Raw genomic sequence first — 19,969 nt, 5'->3', positions numbered from 1 at the left:
GCAGTGATTGCACCAACATACCGCGCCATGCCCGCTTACTGGAGAACAAGAAATGACTGATTTGGCCCCCGCTTTTGAGACGCTGGTCAATGAGCGCCGCTCTTTGCGCGCGTACCGGCCCGATGCCGTACCTCAGGCTGTTTTGGATGCGGTGTTCTCACAGTCGCTGATGGCGCCGAGTAACTGCAATACCCAGCCCTGGTTTGTGCACGTGGTTTCCGGGCCCAGGCTTGAGAAACTGCGGCAGGCGATGCCGGAGAAGTTCATGGCGGGTGAGATATCCATGGACTTCCCCTACGACGGGGTTTACGAGGGTGTGTACAAAGACCGTCAGTACGGTTCCGCACAGGCACTGTACGACGCTGCCGGGATTGCCCGTGAAGATAAGGCAAGGCGACATGTGCAGTTCATGCGCAATTTCACCTTCTTTGACGCGCCGCATGTGGCGTTCTTTTTCCTGCCGGAGCCTTTCGGTATACGCGAGGCCTGCGATCTGGGCATGTTCGCGCAAACCGTTATGCTGGCCCTCACAGCGCACGGGTTGGGCAGTTGCCCGCAGACTGCGCTCAGCTTTCAGGCCAATTATCTGCGCGAAGAACTGGGTATCGACGACAGCAATAAGCTGATGTTTGGTCTCTCATTCGGCTATCCCGACGATACAGATCCTGTGAATGCCTGCCGCACCGTGCGCGCATCGCTGGATGACGTGATTACCTGGCACAGCGAGGCCTGACCATGAGTGTACTGCTGGCAGAAAAGGACGAAGGTGTACTGACGCTAACGCTCAACCGTCCCGAAAAGAAAAACGCCATTAACAACCCACTGTGGGAGGCCATTCGTGACACCTTCCGAGCAGCGGCTGACGACGACGAGGTCGCCTGTGTGTTGCTGACAGGTGCCGGCGATAACTTTTCCTCAGGCGTGGATATGTCGTCGTTCACCGATGCCGGGGAGGGCGAGCACCCCTTCGAGGCAGCGGCCAGGGCGGTGGCTGATTTCAATAAGCCGCTGGTCGCTGCTGCGCGCGGGGCAGCAGTGGGCGGCGGTGCGACTGTATTGTTTCATGCGGATATCGTTTATGCGGGGGAGAGCCTGCGCATGCGTCTGCCTTTTGCGAGTCTGGCCCTGGTGCCCGAGTGGGCAAGCAGCTACATGTTGCAGGCCAATATCGGTGCCCAGCGAGCCGCCGAATTGTTTTACACAGCCGAGTGGATCGATGCGGCAAAGGCACTGCGCTATAACCTGGTTGCCGATGTGCTGCCCGACGATGAACTCGCGGCCCATGCCAGTGCCAAGGCGCGTGAAATAGCCCAATGGCCGGTATCGGCGCTTAAAGAGATCAAACAGTCATTGCGTTTGCACCATCAGCCGCAGATAGATTTGGCGTTCAACACCGAGCAGGCAGGCATGTTGCGACAAGCGGGGTCGCCGGACAATATTGAAGCGGTGATGGCGTTTATGGAGAAGCGGGCCCCCAACTTTCGTCGGGGGTGATTCTTGCTGAGGGTCCGGAGGTTTAGGCCCCTAGGCGTCTTCGAAGCCTGTGACTTCCAGATTAAAGCCTGAAATGGCATTGAAATGGATGGGTGCCGACATCAGTCGCATCTTGCCAACGCCCAAGCGCTTCAGAATCTGTGCGCCTGTGCCGATAACCCGGTAGTTTTGTACGCCCGCAGGTGAGCCACTGGTGGCGACAGCAGCAGGTTGGGGGAACTGCGTGACTTCTTCCAGTTGCTGTTCCACAGACGCGGATTGGCCGATGAGTACCACAACCCCTTTACCCGCATCGGCGACACGCTGCATCGCGCGGCGGTAAGACCAGCCCGGACGCCCCTCAATGCGCGTCCCCAATACATCGCGCAGCGTATTGATGGTCTGCACTCGCACCAGGGTTTCATCGTCCTCGTTGAGATCACCGTGACTCATGGCGTAATGCACAGTGTCATCGATCAAATCGGTAAACGTGTGAAGGGTGAACTCACCGAATTCGGTATCGATGTTCTTGCTGGTATGCAGTTCAAGTGACTGTTCGTGTAACGCACGGTACTCAATAAGGTCGGCGATTGTGCCCATGCGCAGGCCGTGCTTCTCGGCGAACACTTCCAGTTCCGGTCGCCTGGCCATGGTGCCGTCTTCGTTCATGATCTCAACGATCAACGCCGCGGGCTCGAAGCCCGCCATCCTGGCGAGGTCTACGCCCGCTTCGGTGTGACCTGCGCGTCGCAGTACTCCGCCGGGCTTGGCCACCAGGGGGAAGATGTGCCCGGGCTGATTGATATCTGCGGGTGTGGCCTGAGCCGCCACGGCTTCCTGCACAGTGTGTGCACGCTGTACGGAGCTGATGCCGGGACCTTTGCGATCAGCCGCATCGATAGAGACCGTGAAGTTGGTTTCGTGTTGGGAGCGGTTGTCCCTCACCATCAGGGGCAGTTGTAGCTGCCGGGCCCGCTCCTCGGTAATGGGCATGCAGATCAGGCCACAGGCTTCAGACGAGAAGAAGGTAATGATTTCCGGTGTCACTGCCTCGGCGGCAACGATCAGATCGCCTTCATTCTCGCGATCTTCGTCATCCATGAGGATAACCATCTTCCCTGCTTTAATGTCATCCAGCAGGTCGGGGATACTGCTAAGAGCCATGGGTGCTGTCCTCTTTCGCCGGCGCTGCTTATAGCATTTCAATGGCAACGGCTGTGGCTTCGCCACCGCCGATACACAGTGCCGCAACACCGCGTTGCTTGCCGTACTGCTTCAGTGCATACATCAATGACACAAGGATGCGAGAACCGGTTGAGCCAATGGGGTGGCCCTGTGCGCAGGCGCCACCATGCACATTCACTTTTTCATGATCCAGACCGAGATCTTCCATCGCCATCATGGTCACCATGGCAAAGGCTTCGTTGATCTCAAATAGATCGACATCGTCTTTGCTCCAGCCCGTCTTGGCGAACAGTTTTTCGATGGCGCCAATGGGGGCAATGGTGAACTCGGCGGGCGCCTGACTGTGGCGGGCGTGTGCAACGATGCGCGCCATCGGTTTCAAACCGCGCGCCTGGGCTTCGCTCTCGGCCATCAACACCAGTGCACTGGCTCCGTCAGAAATGGAGCTGGCATTAGCGGCGGTGATGGTGCCGTCTTTGGCGAACGCAGGGCGCAGATTTGGGATTTTATCCACTGCCGCTTTGTGTGGCTGCTCGTCGTCTTTAACGACAGTATCGCCACGTCGGCTTTTTACCGTGACGGGAGCCGTTTCTGCATCCAGCTTGCCTTCATCAATAGCGCGCTTGGCACGGCTCAGCGATTCGATGGCGAAGGCATCCATTTGCTCGCGGGTGAGTCCACGAGCGTCTGCAGTCTCTTGCGCAAAGCTTCCCATTGCGCGGCCGGTGTAGGCATCCTCAAGGCCATCGACAAACATATGATCCAGCATGTCGGTATGGCCGGTGCGCACGCCGCCGCGAGCACCCATCAGCAGGTGCGGCGCATTGGTCATGCTCTCCATGCCGCCGGTGATAACCACCTTGTTAGTGCCGGCCATGATGCTGTCGTAGCCAAATATTGTTGCTTGCATGCCGCTGCCGCAGGCCTTGTTAACGGTCACCGCGCCTGTGGACTTCGGTACACCAGCGCCAATGGCTGCCTGACGGGCAGGGCACTGCTTGAGGCCAGCCGGCAATACGCAGCCCATGAACACTTCGTCCACGTCGGCGCCATCGATGCCCGCGCGTTCGACAGCTGCCGCCACTGCCGTGCTGGCAAGCTCGGGTGCGGGAACGGCGGCAAGTGCACCGTTAAGGCCGCCCATGGGGGTGCGTGCACCGTCGATGATGACTACTGCGTCGTTACTCATAACTGGGTTTCCGTTGCGCTAAATCAAAGATGGAGAGCGGTATCGCGGTGCGATAGCGGTCAAAAAATGGGCCGCCATTTAGCCATATCCAAGGGCTATTCTCAATACGGCCAGCTCCTGTGTTCAGTTGCGTTCTGGGGCGAATAACTTGCCGCGTACGGCCCTGCGGTAGGCCTGCGGCGTTACCCCTGAATGCTGCTTGAATACGCGCGCGAACTGGCCGCCATCGCCCATGCCCACGCGCCAGCCAATTTCACCGATGGCGAGATTGCTTTGGCGCAGCAGCTCCTTGGCGGCGGCCACACGCTGTTTTGATAGATACGCCAGCGGCGTCATGCCGGTTGCCGCTTTGAAACGACGGTTCAGGGTGCGTGTGCTCAATCCATGTTCTTGCGCCAATTCGGGCATGGACAGAGTGTTGGCGAGTTGATCCTGCAGTTGGTGCTGCACCTCGAGAACGGTTTCATCGTGGTGGGAGGTTAGCGGCTGGTCCTGCCAGGCGGCGTCGCCGAAGGGTTGACGTATTTCAGGCGAAAACTGGTTCTCTATGGCTCTCGCGATGCGTCCACCGAACCAGTCCTCAACAATGTGCACCATCAGGTCGGCGATGGAATTTACACTTCCTGCGCAGTACAGGTTATCGCTCTGGGTAATCAGGTGGCGCGATTTGCACGCGACCGCCGGGTAGCGTTGTTGAAAACGCTTTAGATAGTGCCAATGGGTGGTCGCAGGGCGACCGTCTAACAGCCCCGCTTCTGCCAGCAGGTAACTGGAGGTGCCCACTGCACAGATGCGCGTGCCCTGTGCTGCATAAGTCCTGAGTGACGGGAGTAAGGCCTGAGACTGTGCCAATACGGGCAGCGGATTACGCCATATGGCCGGCAGAATGATCAGGTCTAGCTGAGCCGGCAGTGCGTCGTAGCGGGTATCCGGTTGCACCCGCAAGCCGCTGGCCATGGTTTTCAACCGCCTGTTGTCCGCCGCCACCAGTGTCTCGACTGTCGAGCGCCCGGGCTTGCTAATGCCAGCCAGCTGATTGGCCGCATGCAGAATCTCTAACGGCAAGGTGAGGCTCGTCGAGAGTGCATTGGGAAGCAGCAGGGCGGCGGCAGTACGCATAGTTTTGATCCCATGAATGGAGTGGCCAAAATAGCACATTTAATGTCTGAAAATGAATGCTAGGCGCAGCTTGGAAAAATCTACACTTGCGCCTGTATTCAGTTAGGAAAAGCAGGCATGAGCAGAGTTCCACTGCCCGTCATCGTTGGGTTTGGCGGTATTAATGGTGCAGGACGTGCTTCAGGGCATCACGCCTTGGCACGCATGGCCTACGACGCTCTAGGTTCCGGCCAGCGCGCCACCACACTGGCGGCCCTTGCACAGTTGATGGGGGTGGATAATCCCGGTGCTAAGGAACGATACATTCTTGAGCACACACTGATCAGGCGCATTGAGGTGCAGCATTTCGATCCTGACTGCGTGTCCTGGAACAAGCGCTTTCCAACGGAGAGCAATGGCCATCCCGTTAACTTCGATGTAAAGCGTCAGAACCTGCCTGACAACCTGCCGAGGGGTTGGGATGTCACCGAGAAGTCCGTCACGCATGTGAATGTGCAGATCCGCGGGCAGCAGGACTTTCTATTGCCAACCACCAGGGAGTTTGAGGTCAAGGTGGCGGGTCAGTTGCCGACAGGCTTTGAGCCAGGTGAGCTCTATCCATCGCGCAATCATCCACGTGGCCTGCAGATGACCATCTATGCCGCCTCTGACGCCGTGAACAGCCTGGGTATGGACTGGCAGCAGATTACAGAGCGTGTGGCCGCCGACCAGATCAGTGTCTATGCCGGCAGTGCCATGGGCCAGCTAGACGGTGCGGGCGCCGGGGGTATGCTGAAGGCGCGCTACAACGGCCAGCGGGTGACCTCCAAGTATTGCCCGTTGGGGTTGGCAGAGATGCCTGCGGACTTCATAAATGCCTACGTGCTGGGCAGTACCGGCTCCACCGGAGCCAGTTTGGGCGCCTGTGCCTCCTTCCTCTATAACCTGCGCCATGCCATTGATGATATCCGCGCCGGGCGTGCGCGGGTTGCGGTGGTCGCGGCAGCCGAGGCCCCCATACAACCGGAGGTCATGGAAGGCTATGCCGCGATGGGTGCATTGGCCACCGACAAAGGCCTGCGTCAGTTAGATGGGCTCTCCGAAGAGGTGGCTCCCGATCATCGCCGAGCCTGTCGTCCCTTTGCCGAGAACTGTGGCTTTACGATCGCTGAATCGGCTCAGGCCGTGGTGCTGTTTGATGATGCGCTGGCGATGGAGTTAGGTGCGACGCAGTATGGCGCCGCCGCGGATGTGTTCGTCAATGCGGATGGCTTCAAGAAATCCATCTCCGGCCCCGGGGTGGGTAACTACATCACCATGGCCAAAGCTGTGGCCTCCGCCCGCGCGATGTTGGGAGAGCGTCGTATGCGTCAGGGTGGGCTGGTGCAGGCGCACGGCACGGGCACACCGCAGAACCGAACCACAGAGTCTGAGATTCTCAGCCGCGTTGCGGGCACCTTTGGCATCGACCAGTGGCCAATTGCGGCACTCAAGAGTTACCTAGGGCATTCACTGGGTGCAGCCTCAGGTGATCAGGCAACCGCGACTCTGGGTATTTGGGCCCATGGCATTATCCCCGGGATTACCACGATCGATGCCCTTGCCGACGACGTGCGTCAAGACAACCTTGCCTTTAGCGCAACGCACCGCGAAATGGACAAGGCGGAGCAAAGCTACGCGATCATTAATTCAAAGGGTTTTGGTGGCAACAACGCATCGGCAATGCTGTTGAGCCCGCAAAGCACCGATGAACTGCTTCGCGCCAGATACAGCAGCAGCGAGTGGGCAGCTTGGCAGTCTGCCAATGCGGAGGTTCAACAGCGACAGCAGGACCGGGATGCGGCCGTGATCGCGGGCAAGGAATCGCCTATTTATCACTTCGACCACAACGTGATGCTCGATGGCGACGTCGACCTCTCACCCACGGGTATGTCAGTGGGTGGTCGCAGTGTGGACCTGCAACTGGTTTCACCGTATTCGGATATGTCATTGGCGGACTAGATCAGGGCGCGTTTGAGGGGGGCAGAGCACGGTGCTACAGTGCGTGCTTTCCTCCTGAAGCACCCCATGTCCTCACAGTTCGTTCCTGTTGATTGGCCCCAGGCCAGCCCACCACTCACCATCGCTGTGCATTCCGAAGGCGATACCGTTGTGTCCCGCACATTGCGCGACAGTGGGGCATGGGAGCCCTTTGAAAGCGCGCTGATTTGGGACAGCCTGGGGTGCGGCGATGTGTTTCTGGATGTGGGTGCCAATCTCGGATATTTCTCCTTGCTGGCTGCGCAGAAAGTCGGCCAGTCGGGGTGTGTGTATGCCTTTGAGCCCGACCCCTCCAATGCGGAATTACTCATGCGCAGTGCCGCTCGCAATGGGCTGGTTGAACAGATCCAACTGCAACAGGCGGCACTCGCGGAGCACGAGGGGGAAGGGCGCCTGCATCTGAGTGCTGATAATTTCGGAGACCACCAGCTGTTCCCCGCGGATGCTTCGCGCCAGTCAGTTCCCATTGCATTGGTGCAGGGGGATACCTTCTTTGTCGATGTGGCGGCGCTGCCGAACCTGGTCAAGGTTGATACCCAGGGCAGTGAGTACCACGTGATCCTCGGCTTGATGTCGACGCTGCACCGCCTACAGGCACCGCGATTGTTGATTGAGCTAACACCTTTCTCGTTGAGAGAAGCAGGGGTGTCAGGCCGTATGTTCATTGAACTGCTTGCGCAGCTGGGGCTGATGTTCTGGATCGTCGACCACATCGAGCATCGCCTGGTGCCTAGCACTGAGGCTGAGCTGGCACTCTGGTGTGACAATGTGGATGCCGTTCAGGGTGACCAGGGGTTCATGAACATATTCCTGGGTGCGCCCCCTGGCAATTGGCAGCAGCAAGGCGCCAATTACCACCCACCTCACGCATGATTTGTTAGAATTTGTGACTTCGATCTACTGCTGTATTTCCAATGCCAGACGCTCTAGAACTGCTCCTTAAGCGCAATTCTGCGCCCAAACTCACTGCCCCCGGTCCGGAGGCAGAGGCCCTGGCCATGATTCTTGCTGCAGGCCTGCGTGCGCCGGATCACGCCTGGCTGACGCCCTGGCGCTTTTTGACGGTAAAAGGTGAGCGCCGTAATGCACTGGGTGAAGTGCTTGCGCAAGCCTTGGCAGAGCGCGACCCAACGGCAACACCTGCTGCGCTTGATAAGGCGAGACAGGCGCCGCTGCGCGCACCGCTGGTGATCGTGGTAATGGCGGTGATACAGGAACACCCCAAAGTGCCGCCCGTGGAACAGCGACTGTCTGCCGGGTGCGCCGCGCAGGCCATGATGCTTGCTGCGGAGGCTCAGGGCTATGCAGCTATCTGGCGCACAGGCGATGCCGCATTTGATCGCCGCGTGGTCGATGCACTGGGCGGTGCAGAAAACGAAGAGATCGTAGGTTTTATTTATGTGGGTACCCGAGCCGGGCCCTCTAAACCCTTACCCGCACGGGAGATAGAAGATTATGTCAGCGACTGGTAATACGCAGAAGAATGAGCAGCCGGTGGACGGGATGCTGCCTGAGTTCGAAACGCTGGCAGTCTCCATGGATGAGCATGTGGCGACGATTGCACTGAATCGTCCCGACAAAGCCAACGCCATGAACCCGGTTATGTGGCGTGAATTGCAGCTGGCATTTGAGTGGGCGGACGTTGAGCCTAAAGTGCGCGCGGTCATTCTGTCTGGCAATGGCAAGCACTTCTGTGCCGGGCTGGATCTGGATATGTTTTCACCGGAGGGCGTTCAAAGCGATGACCCTGCGCGGCGTGCGGAGAGCTTTCGCCAGAAAGTGCTGGTGATGCAGGACAACCTGACCGCGATCGAGAAGTGTCGTAAGCCGGTGCTGGCCGCTATTCATAGAACCTGCATTGGCGGCGGCGTGGACCTTACCACCTGCTGCGATATGCGCTATGCCACACAGGACGCGTATTTCTCCGTACGCGAGATCGATATCGGGATGACAGCAGACGTGGGCACCCTGCAACGCTTGCCGCGCCTGATTCCCGATGGAGTCGCCAGAGAACTGGCCTATACCGGGCGCAACATGCTGGCGCAGGAAGCCTGCTCGCTGGGCTTGGTGAATCAAGTGTTTGATGACAAAGAAGCCATGATGGCGGCGGTGTCGGCCATCGCAGCAAACATTGCCAGCAAATCACCGTTGGCCGTGCGCGGCACCAAGGAGATGATCCTCTATACACGCGATCATTCCGTGCGCGAAGGTCTGAACTATATTGCGACGTGGAACGCCGGCATGATGAGCGCACAGGACTTGCAGGAAGGGCTGACTGCGCAAGCCGAGCAGCGCAAAGCCAATTATGAAAACTAAATAACAACACTCAATACAAACACCCACTCCAACGACTAATTACAACAACAAACGGCCCCTATGCTGAACTGGTTAAAGCAGCCTTGGCTGCATTTTATTGTGCTTGGTGTCGTGCTCTTTGAGCTGCAAGCCATCATTTTCCCTGAGCCAAAACCCCTTGTGGGTCCGCTGTCAGATGCGCGCATCGACACGCTGAAACAGCAGTGGTTTTCTGCCACCCGGCGCCTGCCCACAGAATCTCAATTGGCCAATATGATTGCCGGCGAACTGGATCGGGAAATGCTGTTCCAGGAAGCCCTGTCGCATGAATTGCACCTTTACGACACGGTGGTGTACCAGCGCTTGCTGAGAAACATGCAGTTCTTGCAGATCGGTCAGGACCTTCCCGAGCAGGCCCGCTACGAAATGGCACTGGATATGCGACTACATCTTGGAGACGAGGTCATCAAACGGCGCATGGTACAAGTGATGGAGCAATTGCTGCTGGCAACACAGCCTCCTGCACAGCCCAGTGAGGTGATGATTGAGGCCGCTTTTGCTGAGCGTAAATCCGAATTGCGGCGTCCTCCCCGATACACCATTGAGCACCTGTACTTCAGCCGCGACCGCGCCGCAGAGGTCGATAATGCAGTGGATACGATCACGGCCAATGACTGGCAACCTGAGCAGGCCAGGCAGCTTGGATCGCCGTTCCTGCCGGGCTACCGCTTTACCCAGCAATCGCCCGCGCAACTGGCCCGGCACTTTGGTGCGGCTTTTGTAAAGAATTTTGAGGAGGCAGGGCCGCAGGCAATGCAGTGGGTGGGTCCCGTGCGCTCGACCTACGGCATGCATTACGTGTGGGTTGAGTCGGTGACACCGTCCCGGGATGCAACGCTGGAGGAGGTGCGACCCGAGTTGCAGCGCGACCTTGAATCCGAACTGCGTACCGAGGCCCTGCAGGCTGCAATAGCCGAGCTGCGCCAGCGTTACGAGCTGGTGGGGGTATGACGATGCGGCTGATCATGATTTTCGTCGCCGCGCTTGTTGTGGCGACGCCAGCACAGGCGCACCGATTTGCGCCTTCACTCCTGAAGGTGACCGAGGTGGCCGATGACCGGTACAACTTTGTGTGGAAGACACCGATTCAGACGACCTCTGCAACGCCGCTTCGCCCCCAGTGGCCGGCAGCATGTGAAGTGGCTTCCACGAATCAGCCCTACACCGAGGGCACGGGACGGGTATTCAGCTGGCAGCTGGACTGCGCATTTGGTGAAGCGGGCTTGGTAGGGCAGTCGCTGGGTATTACCGGGCTGGGACCTAATCAGGCTTCGGCGATGGTGATGGTGGCATTGCGCGATGGCCGACATTACCAGGAGGTGCTGAATGCTGAGCAGGAGAGTTTTGTAGTTCCACAGGAGCCCGGCGCCGGGCAGGTGATGACCGACTACTCACTGCTGGGCATGGAGCATATCTGGGGAGGAATCGATCACCTACTGTTTGTGTTTGGTTTACTGCTGTTAGTCGGCGGAGGCACGCGACTGCTGTGGACGATTACGGCCTTCACTCTGGGTCACAGTATCACCCTGTCACTGGTGACTCTGGGGTTCTTTGATTACCCGGTAGCGTTGGTGGAGTTCACCATTGCACTCAGTATTTTCGTGCTGGCGGTGGAGCTTACGCGCAAAGGCAAGAACGACCTCTTGTGGCGTCACCCCTGGTGGTTAGCTGGCGGCTTTGGTTTGCTCCACGGTATGGGGTTTGCCGGCGCTCTGGCCGATACAGGCCTGCCACAGGACAACGTGCCGCTGGCACTGCTGTTCTTCAATGTGGGCATTGAGATCGGTCAGATTGTGTTTATCTTCGCCATCATCGGGCTGTGGTGGTTGCTGCGCAAACCACTGGCGCCCTGGCAGGATCGTCTCCTGCCAGTGCCGGTTTACGTGTTGGGTGGCTTGTCCGCTATGTGGTGTATCGAGCGGGGTCTCGAAGTGCTTGCCTGATCAGGGGTTGCCCGGCCAGTCTTCCATCTCGATAAAAGGATGTAGCGCCAGGGCGATGCCCTCTTTAACGAAGGTCTCGCTTTCCAGCACGTTGCGGCGACGCACAAAGGCGCCGGATGAGGACCGCGTATCGATAGCATCGGTGGCATCCAGGCCGCCGCGGCTAACAAACACCCGCTGCAATTCAGTGTCGTAAATACTGACCTGCATAGACGCGACAGCGGCGGGGCGGTTCCAGTCGAAGTCCACGCTAACGCCATTGCCGGGGCCCTGCAGCGAGGGCTTACGTGCGACGCCGTCCCAGCGCGCGATATGCTTCAGACCGTTGTTAAACGCCACTTCGAGCTCCACCAGGTCGGTGAAGACGAAGGCATCCAGTTGGTTCTCTTCCACCATCCGGTCGCGCACGCTGACCATGATCTGCGAAAAGGCCTTCATGTTGACCTTGCCGGTCGTCGGGTCCACCGGGTCACCGAAGGCTAGAACGGCATTATTCCAATGCTGCTTGAAGATGCGCTGGGGAATCACCTTGTAACCGTTGTCTTTCAGGTAAGTGCTGACATAGCCATCGATGCGGGGCTCTTCGCGCTGTAGGTAATTGCGTGATGGCACGCCGAGATTGACGTGCGGAATGACTACGCGCTTGATAGAGTCTTGCGCGATTCGCTCCTCATCCAATTCGAAAGGGAACACGGTGGGGTTGTAACTGGGGCCAGAGCTGCAGGCCGCCAGTGAGAGAAGCGCCATAAGGCAGAGTGAACGTCGAGAGAATGAAGACAGCAGTTGCATGCGAGATTCCGTGGTAGAGCGAGTGTGAAGCGAGCTGGCATGGTATCAAAAACCATGGGGCTAAACAGAGGACAGACAATGCATTTACACCATGTCAGCGACGGAGAGGGTCCCGATGTTGTTGTGCTGCATGGATTGTTTGGTGCGGGCGGAAACCTGGGTGCGCTGTCGCGGCATCTGGCTTCTCACTATCGGGTGCACAGCCTCGATTTGCCAGATCATGGACGCTCTGACTGGACTGACGAGCCCTCTATCCCGAGCTATGCCGCCGCCGTATGGGCATGGGTAGAGCAACAGGGCTTATCCTCGGTACGGCTAGTGGGGCATTCATTGGGTGGCAAGGTTGCCATGCAACTCGCTCTGGGTCATCCGCAGCAGGTGAATGGCCTGGTGGTGGCTGATATCGCCCCGGTTGCATACCCGCCCAGTCATCAGGGTGTGTTCGCCGGGTTACGGGCTGTGGCACAGGCAGCGCCCGAAAGCCGGGCAGCGGCGAGAGTACTGATGGCGCCGCACATTGAAGAGTCGATGGTTATCCAGTTTCTGCTGCTGTCCCTCGCAAGGGGGGACGATGGTCTGTACCGCTGGCGATTCAACGCTACGGGCCTGGAACGCGACTATGCGTCACTGTTGCAGCCCCCCACAGGGCCCGTCGCGCCAGTGCCAGCGCTGTTTATTGCCGGTGAGCTTTCGGACTACAAAGTTGCACAGTACTCTGATGCCATCAGTGGCCTTTTTCCCAACTCAGCGATAACCACCATGGCCGGGTGCGGTCACTGGTTGCACGCGCAGGAGCCAGCGCTGTTCAATGACCATGTAAGCCGCTTTCTGGCGCAACTGCGAGCCTAGATGCTGAAGCGTTGGCATCAAGCGCTTGTGCAGCTTATGCTTTGAATCTCAGCATCTCTGCTGATTAACCCCTACATAGCGAAAGGTGGATCCTCTCTACATGTACCTCAGTCTTGGCGAGCTTTTAGTGCTGTTTTTGTTCGGTGGCGCTGCTGTGTTTTTCCTCAGCGCAATCCGAATACGCGAACTGGCTTTGCAAGCGGTGCAGCGGGCCAGCAAACAGGACGACTTTCAGCTACTTGATCAGTCGGTTCATATTCAGAGGCTGTCACTAAGCAGAGACAGTGATGGTCGCTGGCGTGTCTGGCGCCAATACCGCTTTGACTACAGCTTCGATGGCGTGGTGCGCCAGCAGGGGCACGTCATCATGCTAGGCAAGCGTATGCAGGCGTTGGTCGTCGCAGAGCCGGACCGGGTGCTTCACTAGCCGGAATTGGACTAGGCGCCTGACAAACTGCGCGCTATTACAGTGATCGCCAGCAGTATCAGAATGATGCCGAAGCATCGGTCGATGACATGGGCGTTGTCACGCAACCGTGTCAGGAAAGCCTCCCGTGACACCAGCATGACCACCAGGCAGTACCAGGCAGCGTCAGTCACCCCAACTGTGGCCACCATTAACGCTTTGACGGGCAGTGCCGCAGTGGGATCCAGAAACTGGCTGAACAGCGCGAGCATGAAAACGGCAAGCTTTGGATTGAGAAACGCAACCAGGAATCCACGGCTGATGGCGTTGTGCCGCTCATCCGAGGGTGGCGGCGGTGCATCGCCCGACTGTTTAGCCGAGCGCAGTGCGTTAACACCGAGATAGATCAGGTAGAAGGCCCCCAGAATTTGTAGCCCCAGATAGAGGGCGGGGACCGAGGTCACCAGTACTGCAAGCCCGGCAACCGTTAGGAGGGCGTAGAGGGCAACTCCCACACCGTGGGCCAGCGATGCCAGGTAGCCCGAGGCGGGGCCGCCAGAGAGAGTGCTATTCAGTACAACCGCAAGGCTAGGCCCTGGTGACATAGCGCCCAAAAGGCACACGGCTATGAGTGATAACCAGGCTGTTAGCTCCATAGAGAGTCTCTTATCTTGGCAGTCAACGCCGAGTGAACTTGGCTGGTCCGGCATGATTAGTGATTGGCCTTTGCCGGTCAAGGTAAGGCCTGCCGCCAGTGTGGCTAGTTTGTTGAACCGGCGCGCTGGGCAGGGCATGTAATGCACTGACCACGCGTCACGATTGTCCACAGAAACTGTGGATAAGTCGGTGAGTAAAGTGTTTAACGCGGCGTTCGAGGGCGAATGTTACTGTGTTGTCACAAAGTGGTTAAAAAACGTACAGATAGTCATTTACCATATAAAACATATAGTTAGAGGTATCTTATTACGTGAAATGTGTAAAAAGAGCCGTAAAGTGGCTTTTAGTGTGACCGCTTCGGAAAGGTGTGCATAACCCTGTGCAGTGTGCTACCGGGGGTAACTTTAGGCAGCGCGGGGAAACATCGAGGGCAAAATCGTCACGCCGACTGTGCAGTGGCAGACCACTTCGCCCTGTATTTATAGCGCCATCGAAAAAGCGCAGTAGCGTGGCAGGTGTTACCCATTTTCCCGCGACTACTCACCCTTTGGCACAGGCAGCGCGACGGCGAGGCTTTGCTAAGGGATCGGTCAACTCCTAGCACGTCCTTCGAAGTGATATTTGCACTATGTGGTGTTCATTCAGGGAAAGACCACAGCAGCAATCGGAACCCGCTTTCGGCGCCGGCCCCGCGTCTGTTTATCAGCCCATCGCGGCTTAGGGAACTGGTCTCTTGGTCGTGTTTTTATGATGGGGTGAGGGCGGCCCTCATTGGATTGGCGGAGTCTGTTCAGACAGATTTATGCCCTCTCGCTGAACACATTTTCTGCAGTTAAGCGTGCGACAATCGTTGGAAATATCATGTGGGCAAAAAGTTTGCCCTCGGTGTTTGACAGCCTAGGTTTTATCCCTATAATGCGCGTCTCAGCTCAGGGGGTGGTTAGCTCAGCTGGGAGAGCATCTGCCTTACAAGCAGAGGGTCGGCGGTTCGATCCCGTCACCACCCACCATATTTTTGTAGCTACCAGGACCGGTAGTTCAGTTGGTTAGAATGCCGGCCTGTCACGCCGGAGGTCGCGGGTTCGAGTCCCGTCCGGTCCGCCATATAAGAAACCCGCAGGATACTGATTCTGCGGGTTTTTTTATTTGGGCGACATTTCACCACTGTCCAAAATGGGCGAAATTGGACAGTGATGCCAGTAAGGGACTGCGTCCCGTGCGGTTAAATATGAAAAACTTCGGTCAGACTCCTTGTCTCGAAGCTGAATATCCCAGTTTTACTTGATCAATCCCGATAAGCTGAGCAGTTCCTGCGCAGCCACTCTGAGCCCTGGCCTGACTAGATCGATGTCTGGCTTCTTAGCATTGTAGTGCCGATTATGTGCCGACAAATCCCCTAGTCTTTTGAAGTCAGCCAGCCCGGTTTTAGAGTTGCGGCTTAGGCTAATACCAGATGTCTTCTCAAGAGCGCCGAGTAGTCCCGAAAACATGAAGTAATGGCCATTGGCATCTTTAATCTGGGCTTCGATTCCTTTGGACTCGAAAACCTCGATTACGAGTGTCTCTAACAGCCTTCGGCACATGACTGCGCAGCAGTCGTACAGTCCGCTATCGTAGCTGGCATTGATCTGCCTGGTCACAGATTCTATGTAACCTCTAGAGCCAGCCACGACCTCACGTGGCAAAACTGAATCGCTCGGGGGAACAGGAACGAATCCGATATAGGGCTGATACAGTTCATCCAGCGCTGCCCGCTTGTCTATCTTGATTCTGAAGCCATCAGTACCTGATTTTGCAGTGGTTTTATCAGCCTTAAGATACTGCCTTAGTCGAGAAGTTGTCTGCTTGGCATATCCTGCGGATTCCAACTCTTCTGCCAGTTCTTTTGGCGTTCGACTGGCATTCTGGTCCTCGCGACCATGCCACCATAGCAATGCAACTACGCGCTCTCGATAGGTTAACTCTAGTGCCGAGATGGCTCGGAGAAAGTCGGATGGCTGTTCCATGATAGGGATCAGAGATTTACTTTGGTAAAGCTGTCTTCAGCACGAAAGCGGTAACAAGAGCTTCAGCTTTCGACACTTCAGCCGGATTAATATGTACCCCGTCAGTGCGTTGTTGGAGCCAGCTACAATTCGTAATGCCCCTGCCAGGATTCTTGTCTTCTGTCCCAATGTTACTTAGCAGCTTGGTGATGGTTCTAACTGACGGTCGGCCATCGAGGCCCACCTTCTTCCACCAGAGGCAGAGGATCGTCGCGGCAATCACAGAGTTTGCGATTGCATTTCTGCCCTTACTCGGGTTGTTACTCTTGAAGGCTTCCCAGCACTTGATATCGAGGTGGATGTACGGAGATTCCTTTGTTGGATCTAGTGCGCCTTCCAGTTGTTGTCTCTCAACGCCCAAGTCGTTCGCGAAATCAGAAACATCATCTTCAGCGACCACTGCGGTCGCGGGTGCCTCCTGAAAATCGCTTTCTTGTTGGACAACTGGTAGTTGCTGAGTGCCAAGTGTGGATGCGTCCACAGGCGTAGTCATAGTTTCAGCGGCTTGGATTGCAGCCAAAGCTTGGCTCCATAGGAGCTGATCTTCCGATTCAGCTACCAAGGTTTCTCCAGCGAAAAGTTTTACCTTCAGCTCAGCCGTTACTGACATGTTTACCCTCCATGGTCTTAATGATCTGCGGATGCTAGAAAATTATTCTTTGTCTAACAATAACAAAGTGGGGTTTTGGAATAATAATTCAAGGTAGGCAAGCCAAATTTTCGGCCGGAGTATTAGGCGTGCGTTGGACAGTGTTTTGGACAGTCTCCGTCTGTGGGTGTCTTTCAGTGTCGCTATGCTTTCTTCTAAGTGCTTGAATTATTGGAAGATTGACCGACACTGGGCGACACTCAGGTCGTAGTCACATTTTCGAGTCCCGTCCGGTCCGCCATATACAGATAAGCCTCGCCATCCGGCGGGGCTTTTTTGTATCTGAAGACTTAGAGGTTGGCGGCGTTCACCGACGGTAGCCTTGGGATCGAGCATCTCCATGAGTTGATCGAAACGACACGGACGTATTTCCAGGTTCCCATTGGCGGCCCCACCACCTGAGATCGCCTAGGTAGCCGACGGAGTTAGTGTTGACTCTAGAGCTGATATACTTGCTCCCACTCATTTGCGGTACTCGTCATGCCCAAACCCAGCGACAATCTCATTCCAACCGTTCAGGTTCATAGCGGCGATAAGTTCGTCAATGAGCGTGGCATCACTGCGATCAAGGACGGCATCAAGGCCAGCGCTCGCTCTGGAGAACGATTGCCCAAGCCAGAATGGCTGCGCATTCGCGCCCGTGGGGGTGCGACGTATGAACGGGTGAAAGGCATTGTGCACGAACACCGCCTGGCAACCGTGTGCGAGGAAGCCAAGTGCCCCAATATGAGCGAGTGTTGGAGTGCAGGCACTGCCACCATCATGTTGATGGGCGATGTGTGCACGCGCGCTTGTCGCTTTTGTGCCGTCAACACCGGTAACCCCCAGGGTTGGCTGGATGCCGAGGAGCCCGCAAACACTGCGCGATCCGTATCGCTGATGGGCCTAAAGTATGTTGTATTGACCTCAGTGAACCGAGATGACCTCCCCGACGGTGGAGCGGGGCACTACGCTGCCTGTGTGCGTGCAGTGAAGGAAGAGAATCCGCAGACAGCCGTCGAAGCACTGACGCCTGATTTTCTGGGCAAGTTGAGTGACGTCGAAGTTGTTGTGGATTCTGGCATTGAGGTGTTTGCCCAGAACGTTGAAACGGTGAGGCGCCTAACGCATCCGGTGCGTGATCCCCGAGCGGGTTATCAGCAGACCCTGGATGTACTTGCCCATGCCAAGGCCTATCGTCCCGACGTGCTCACCAAAACCAGCCTGATGCTGGGGCTGGGCGAGACAGATGAAGAAATCACCGAGTGCATGCAAGAACTACGCGAGGCGAAGGTAGATATCCTGACGTTTGGCCAGTATCTACAGCCCACGGCGAATCATTACCCTATTGAGCGCTACGTGTCGCCCGAAGAGTTCGAAAAGTATCGTCAGGAAGGCCTGGCTATGGGGTTCCTGGAGGTGGTCTCGGGTGTCTTTGTACGCTCTAGCTACCGGGCAGAGCAGGTGCTGGAGAAAAATAACGTGGGATTGTCGTCGTAGTGCTGCGATGAGCATTCCCGCTCACCGTGAAAGAAAAAGGCCGGCGATTGCCGGCCTTTTTTATGGCTGATTATTTGCCGTGGGCGCGGTCCAGCCCCTGGCAGATCTGGTTAGCCCAGCCATTGAAGAAACGACGCACATCCGCCATGTTGGAGACAGAGTTATTCAGCCCCCAGTTACCTGCAGAGTTGCTTTGGCGAGTGTCCTTGATCATGGCCAGGACTTCCCCGGTTTCCGAGTCGCCAAACATTACGGCTACTGCCATAGCACCTGCACCTTCCGTGTAAACACGGGTACGGCCTACGGCGCGCGAAGAGTTGTCGTCTTTTGCAGCAGCGGGGGCAATCCCGGTAATCATCGCGGCTACTTGCAAGACGTCGTCGCCGGCTTCAGTCACCACAGGGTAGCCGCACTTCTCCATCTGCTTGCCCATGGATTCAGCGAAGGACTTGCGCAGGTTCTCTTTGTCCTTGTCCGTCAGCTCCCAAGTACGGTTGCCGACTGCAGAGTAAGAGTTATTGGGCTGGCGGATTTCGACGTTGTCTACGCCCAGCGGCTGAACCAACACGCTATTGTATTTGCCGAAGTTGGCCTCGGGATCCACGTAGGCCAGGTCGGTGCGGCTGTTATCAACCTTGTGCAAATTACCCATGATGACTTCGGCGTCATCACCGGTTTGAACGGTGGGCTCGGTTGAACTGCACGCCGTCATTGCGGTAACGGCAGCAGCGGCGATAAGAACATGAGGCTTCATAGTTATGATCCTTGTTGTTGGTTCCAATAGCGATGCTTGACGAGTTTAGAAACCTGAGTCTGCCCGTCTAGGCATTTTTCGTCAAAACGAGCGTCACTCTCTTAGTTCCCCATAGGCCAGTTGTCCGGCACCACAAAAACCCTCAGGACATCGTGGGTGCATTCCTCGAATCCAGCGATCTGTACCGGTCTTTCGCTGACCTGAAAGTGTTCCCGCAGTGCTGTAAGTGTAGCGCTTTTCGAGCAGGGCCCATGCGCGTGCCTTGTGATCAAACTGGCTGCAGGCGCCAGCCACGCCATTCTGTCAAGTAATTGCCAGTATTGGGCCGCATGCGCTGACATAAGTTCCTCAACTTCCGACGCATGTACCCAGAGACCCTGTGCTGCTGTTGAGCATCCTCTAGGCATGGGTAAAGCCTTGTTGTATGGCTGATACAGGTAGCCCTTGATTTCAGCTTCACAGGCGAGTTCATCGATACCGAGTTCACGCAGCACCTGCCTGCCGGCGGGTTGCTCCCCCAACCGCGTTTGGTGTTCCAGCATCCGACCCAGTTTGAGATCCAGTCGATCAGCGGTGTTGGGTCCCCACCATTGGTGCCAGCTCGCAGGGCCAGGCTCAGCCACACCGAGGTAGAACTTCGCCGCCAGTTCCAGATGAAAGTAGCGCTCTCGGTCGTAACAGTAGTACAGGCAGTCGAATTCCCCCAAGGTCCGCCCACCTCCGCGCACCGGCACGTTGTGTGCGACGAACTCCACCGAGGGGTCTTGTTCGAGAAAAAAATGCCACAGGCGCTCCACATACAATCCCAGGCGGCGCGGCGGTGAGCTTCCCAGCCATGCCCGTAAAGCCGAAGGGTCCGCCTCCAACTGCGTTAGCCAGATCTTGCGGTGGGGTGTTAGCGTCAGTCCGCAGTTGGCCAGCGCTTGGCCCTCATCCACAATCTCATGGGTCTGGACCAAGGGCGATGAAAAACAAGCCCAGGCGAGGTCTCGCACGATGCTGGTGTGGAGATCGAGCATAGATGTAGCAGCTGCGTTACCGCACTGGTTCTGTGTTTA

At 56.9% G+C, this 19,969-nt stretch carries 20 protein-coding genes and 2 tRNA genes; 13 read left to right on the top strand and 9 right to left on the bottom strand.

The genetic code is table 11. From position 1 onward, the window contains the following. Positions 1 to 52 precede the first annotated feature (52 nt). Both IE089_RS06960 and IE089_RS06955 read left to right on the top strand, forming a co-directional pair. A complete protein-coding gene (locus IE089_RS06960; RefSeq protein ID WP_189476626.1) occupies positions 53 to 733 on the top strand; it encodes a nitroreductase in 681 nt (226 codons plus the stop codon). Positions 734 to 735: 2 nt separating this feature from the next. After that, entirely contained in the window at positions 736 to 1,494 is a 759-nt protein-coding gene (locus IE089_RS06955; RefSeq protein ID WP_189476624.1) for an enoyl-CoA hydratase-related protein, read from the top strand. Between the two features lie 30 nt (positions 1,495 to 1,524). Here IE089_RS06955 and ribB read toward each other — a convergent pair whose 3' ends face one another. From ribB to IE089_RS06940, 3 genes are all read right to left on the bottom strand, one after another. Then, a complete protein-coding gene (gene ribB, locus IE089_RS06950; RefSeq protein ID WP_189476622.1) occupies positions 1,525 to 2,637 on the bottom strand; it encodes a 3,4-dihydroxy-2-butanone-4-phosphate synthase in 1,113 nt (370 codons plus the stop codon). Positions 2,638 to 2,665: 28 nt separating this feature from the next. Further along, positions 2,666 to 3,847 carry a thiolase family protein gene (locus IE089_RS06945; protein ID WP_189476620.1) on the bottom strand — a complete coding sequence of 394 codons (1,182 nt, stop codon included), beginning with the start codon at positions 3,845 to 3,847 and terminating at the stop codon, positions 2,666 to 2,668. Between the two features lie 123 nt (positions 3,848 to 3,970). After that, positions 3,971 to 4,966 (bottom strand): GlxA family transcriptional regulator, encoded by a 996-nt coding sequence (locus tag IE089_RS06940; protein ID WP_189476618.1) that lies wholly within the window; start codon positions 4,964 to 4,966, stop codon positions 3,971 to 3,973. Between the two features lie 117 nt (positions 4,967 to 5,083). On the opposite strand from IE089_RS06940, the gene IE089_RS06935 reads away from it, so the two are divergent. From IE089_RS06935 to IE089_RS06910, 6 genes are all read left to right on the top strand, one after another. Further along, positions 5,084 to 6,946: a beta-ketoacyl synthase gene (locus tag IE089_RS06935; protein ID WP_189476616.1), complete on the top strand. Its 1,863-nt coding sequence runs from the start codon at positions 5,084 to 5,086 to the stop codon at positions 6,944 to 6,946. A 66-nt stretch (positions 6,947 to 7,012) separates the two neighbouring features. Next, positions 7,013 to 7,858, top strand: coding sequence for an FkbM family methyltransferase (locus IE089_RS06930; RefSeq protein WP_189476615.1), 846 nt, complete (start codon positions 7,013 to 7,015; stop codon positions 7,856 to 7,858). A 41-nt stretch (positions 7,859 to 7,899) separates the two neighbouring features. Beyond that, the gene (locus IE089_RS06925) at positions 7,900 to 8,457 is read left to right on the top strand and encodes an NAD(P)H nitroreductase (RefSeq protein ID WP_189476613.1); all 558 of its coding nucleotides are present in this window, start codon (positions 7,900 to 7,902) and stop codon (positions 8,455 to 8,457) included. Beyond that, positions 8,441 to 9,301: a crotonase/enoyl-CoA hydratase family protein gene (locus IE089_RS06920; RefSeq protein WP_229802622.1), complete on the top strand. Its 861-nt coding sequence runs from the start codon at positions 8,441 to 8,443 to the stop codon at positions 9,299 to 9,301. Before IE089_RS06925 ends, IE089_RS06920 begins: the two co-directional genes overlap by 17 nt. 60 nt (positions 9,302 to 9,361) lie before the next feature. After that, positions 9,362 to 10,291 (top strand): peptidyl-prolyl cis-trans isomerase, encoded by a 930-nt coding sequence (locus IE089_RS06915; protein WP_189476611.1) that lies wholly within the window; start codon positions 9,362 to 9,364, stop codon positions 10,289 to 10,291. Beyond that, entirely contained in the window at positions 10,288 to 11,283 is a 996-nt protein-coding gene (locus tag IE089_RS06910; protein WP_229802621.1) for a HupE/UreJ family protein, read from the top strand. The genes IE089_RS06915 and IE089_RS06910 overlap by 4 nt, the downstream gene beginning before the upstream one ends. Here IE089_RS06910 and IE089_RS06905 read toward each other — a convergent pair whose 3' ends face one another. After that, positions 11,284 to 12,072, bottom strand: coding sequence for a hypothetical protein (locus IE089_RS06905; protein ID WP_189476609.1), 789 nt, complete (start codon positions 12,070 to 12,072; stop codon positions 11,284 to 11,286). Positions 12,073 to 12,150: 78 nt separating this feature from the next. Here IE089_RS06905 and IE089_RS06900 point away from each other — a divergent pair, with 78 nt between their 5' ends. Continuing rightward, the gene (locus IE089_RS06900) at positions 12,151 to 12,921 is read left to right on the top strand and encodes an alpha/beta fold hydrolase (RefSeq protein ID WP_189476607.1); all 771 of its coding nucleotides are present in this window, start codon (positions 12,151 to 12,153) and stop codon (positions 12,919 to 12,921) included. Positions 12,922 to 13,021: 100 nt separating this feature from the next. Continuing rightward, positions 13,022 to 13,348 carry a DUF3301 domain-containing protein gene (locus IE089_RS06895; RefSeq protein WP_189476605.1) on the top strand — a complete coding sequence of 109 codons (327 nt, stop codon included), beginning with the start codon at positions 13,022 to 13,024 and terminating at the stop codon, positions 13,346 to 13,348. 11 nt (positions 13,349 to 13,359) lie between these two features. On the opposite strand, the gene IE089_RS06890 is transcribed toward IE089_RS06895, so the two are convergent. Next, complete coding sequence (locus tag IE089_RS06890; RefSeq protein WP_189476603.1) at positions 13,360 to 13,983, bottom strand: LysE family translocator; 624 nt, start codon at positions 13,981 to 13,983, stop codon at positions 13,360 to 13,362. 935 nt (positions 13,984 to 14,918) lie between these two features. Between IE089_RS06890 and IE089_RS06885 the strand changes: the two genes are divergently transcribed. Both IE089_RS06885 and IE089_RS06880 read left to right on the top strand, forming a co-directional pair. After that, positions 14,919 to 14,994, top strand: a tRNA-Val gene (locus tag IE089_RS06885). A 17-nt stretch (positions 14,995 to 15,011) separates the two neighbouring features. Further along, positions 15,012 to 15,088, top strand: a tRNA-Asp gene (locus tag IE089_RS06880). Positions 15,089 to 15,261: 173 nt separating this feature from the next. Here IE089_RS06880 and IE089_RS06875 read toward each other — a convergent pair. Beyond that, entirely contained in the window at positions 15,262 to 15,990 is a 729-nt protein-coding gene (locus tag IE089_RS06875; protein ID WP_189476601.1) for a hypothetical protein, read from the bottom strand. A 16-nt stretch (positions 15,991 to 16,006) separates the two neighbouring features. Next, positions 16,007 to 16,639 carry a hypothetical protein gene (locus IE089_RS06870; protein ID WP_189476599.1) on the bottom strand — a complete coding sequence of 211 codons (633 nt, stop codon included), beginning with the start codon at positions 16,637 to 16,639 and terminating at the stop codon, positions 16,007 to 16,009. A gap of 519 nt (positions 16,640 to 17,158) precedes the next feature. Here IE089_RS06870 and lipA point away from each other — a divergent pair. Continuing rightward, positions 17,159 to 18,157 (top strand): lipoyl synthase, encoded by a 999-nt coding sequence (gene lipA / locus IE089_RS06865; protein ID WP_189476596.1) that lies wholly within the window; start codon positions 17,159 to 17,161, stop codon positions 18,155 to 18,157. Positions 18,158 to 18,227: 70 nt separating this feature from the next. On the opposite strand, the gene IE089_RS06860 is transcribed toward lipA, so the two are convergent. Continuing rightward, complete coding sequence (locus tag IE089_RS06860) at positions 18,228 to 18,911, bottom strand: DUF3313 family protein (protein WP_189476595.1); 684 nt, start codon at positions 18,909 to 18,911, stop codon at positions 18,228 to 18,230. A 101-nt stretch (positions 18,912 to 19,012) separates the two neighbouring features. After that, entirely contained in the window at positions 19,013 to 19,930 is a 918-nt protein-coding gene (locus IE089_RS06855; RefSeq protein WP_189476594.1) for a DUF1853 family protein, read from the bottom strand. Positions 19,931 to 19,969 lie beyond the last annotated feature (39 nt).

The sequence above is a fragment of the Parahalioglobus pacificus genome, from assembly GCF_014652275.1.
Lineage (GTDB): Bacteria > Pseudomonadota > Gammaproteobacteria > Pseudomonadales > Halieaceae > Parahalioglobus > Parahalioglobus pacificus.
This window is presented reverse-complemented; position numbering and strand designations above follow the sequence as displayed.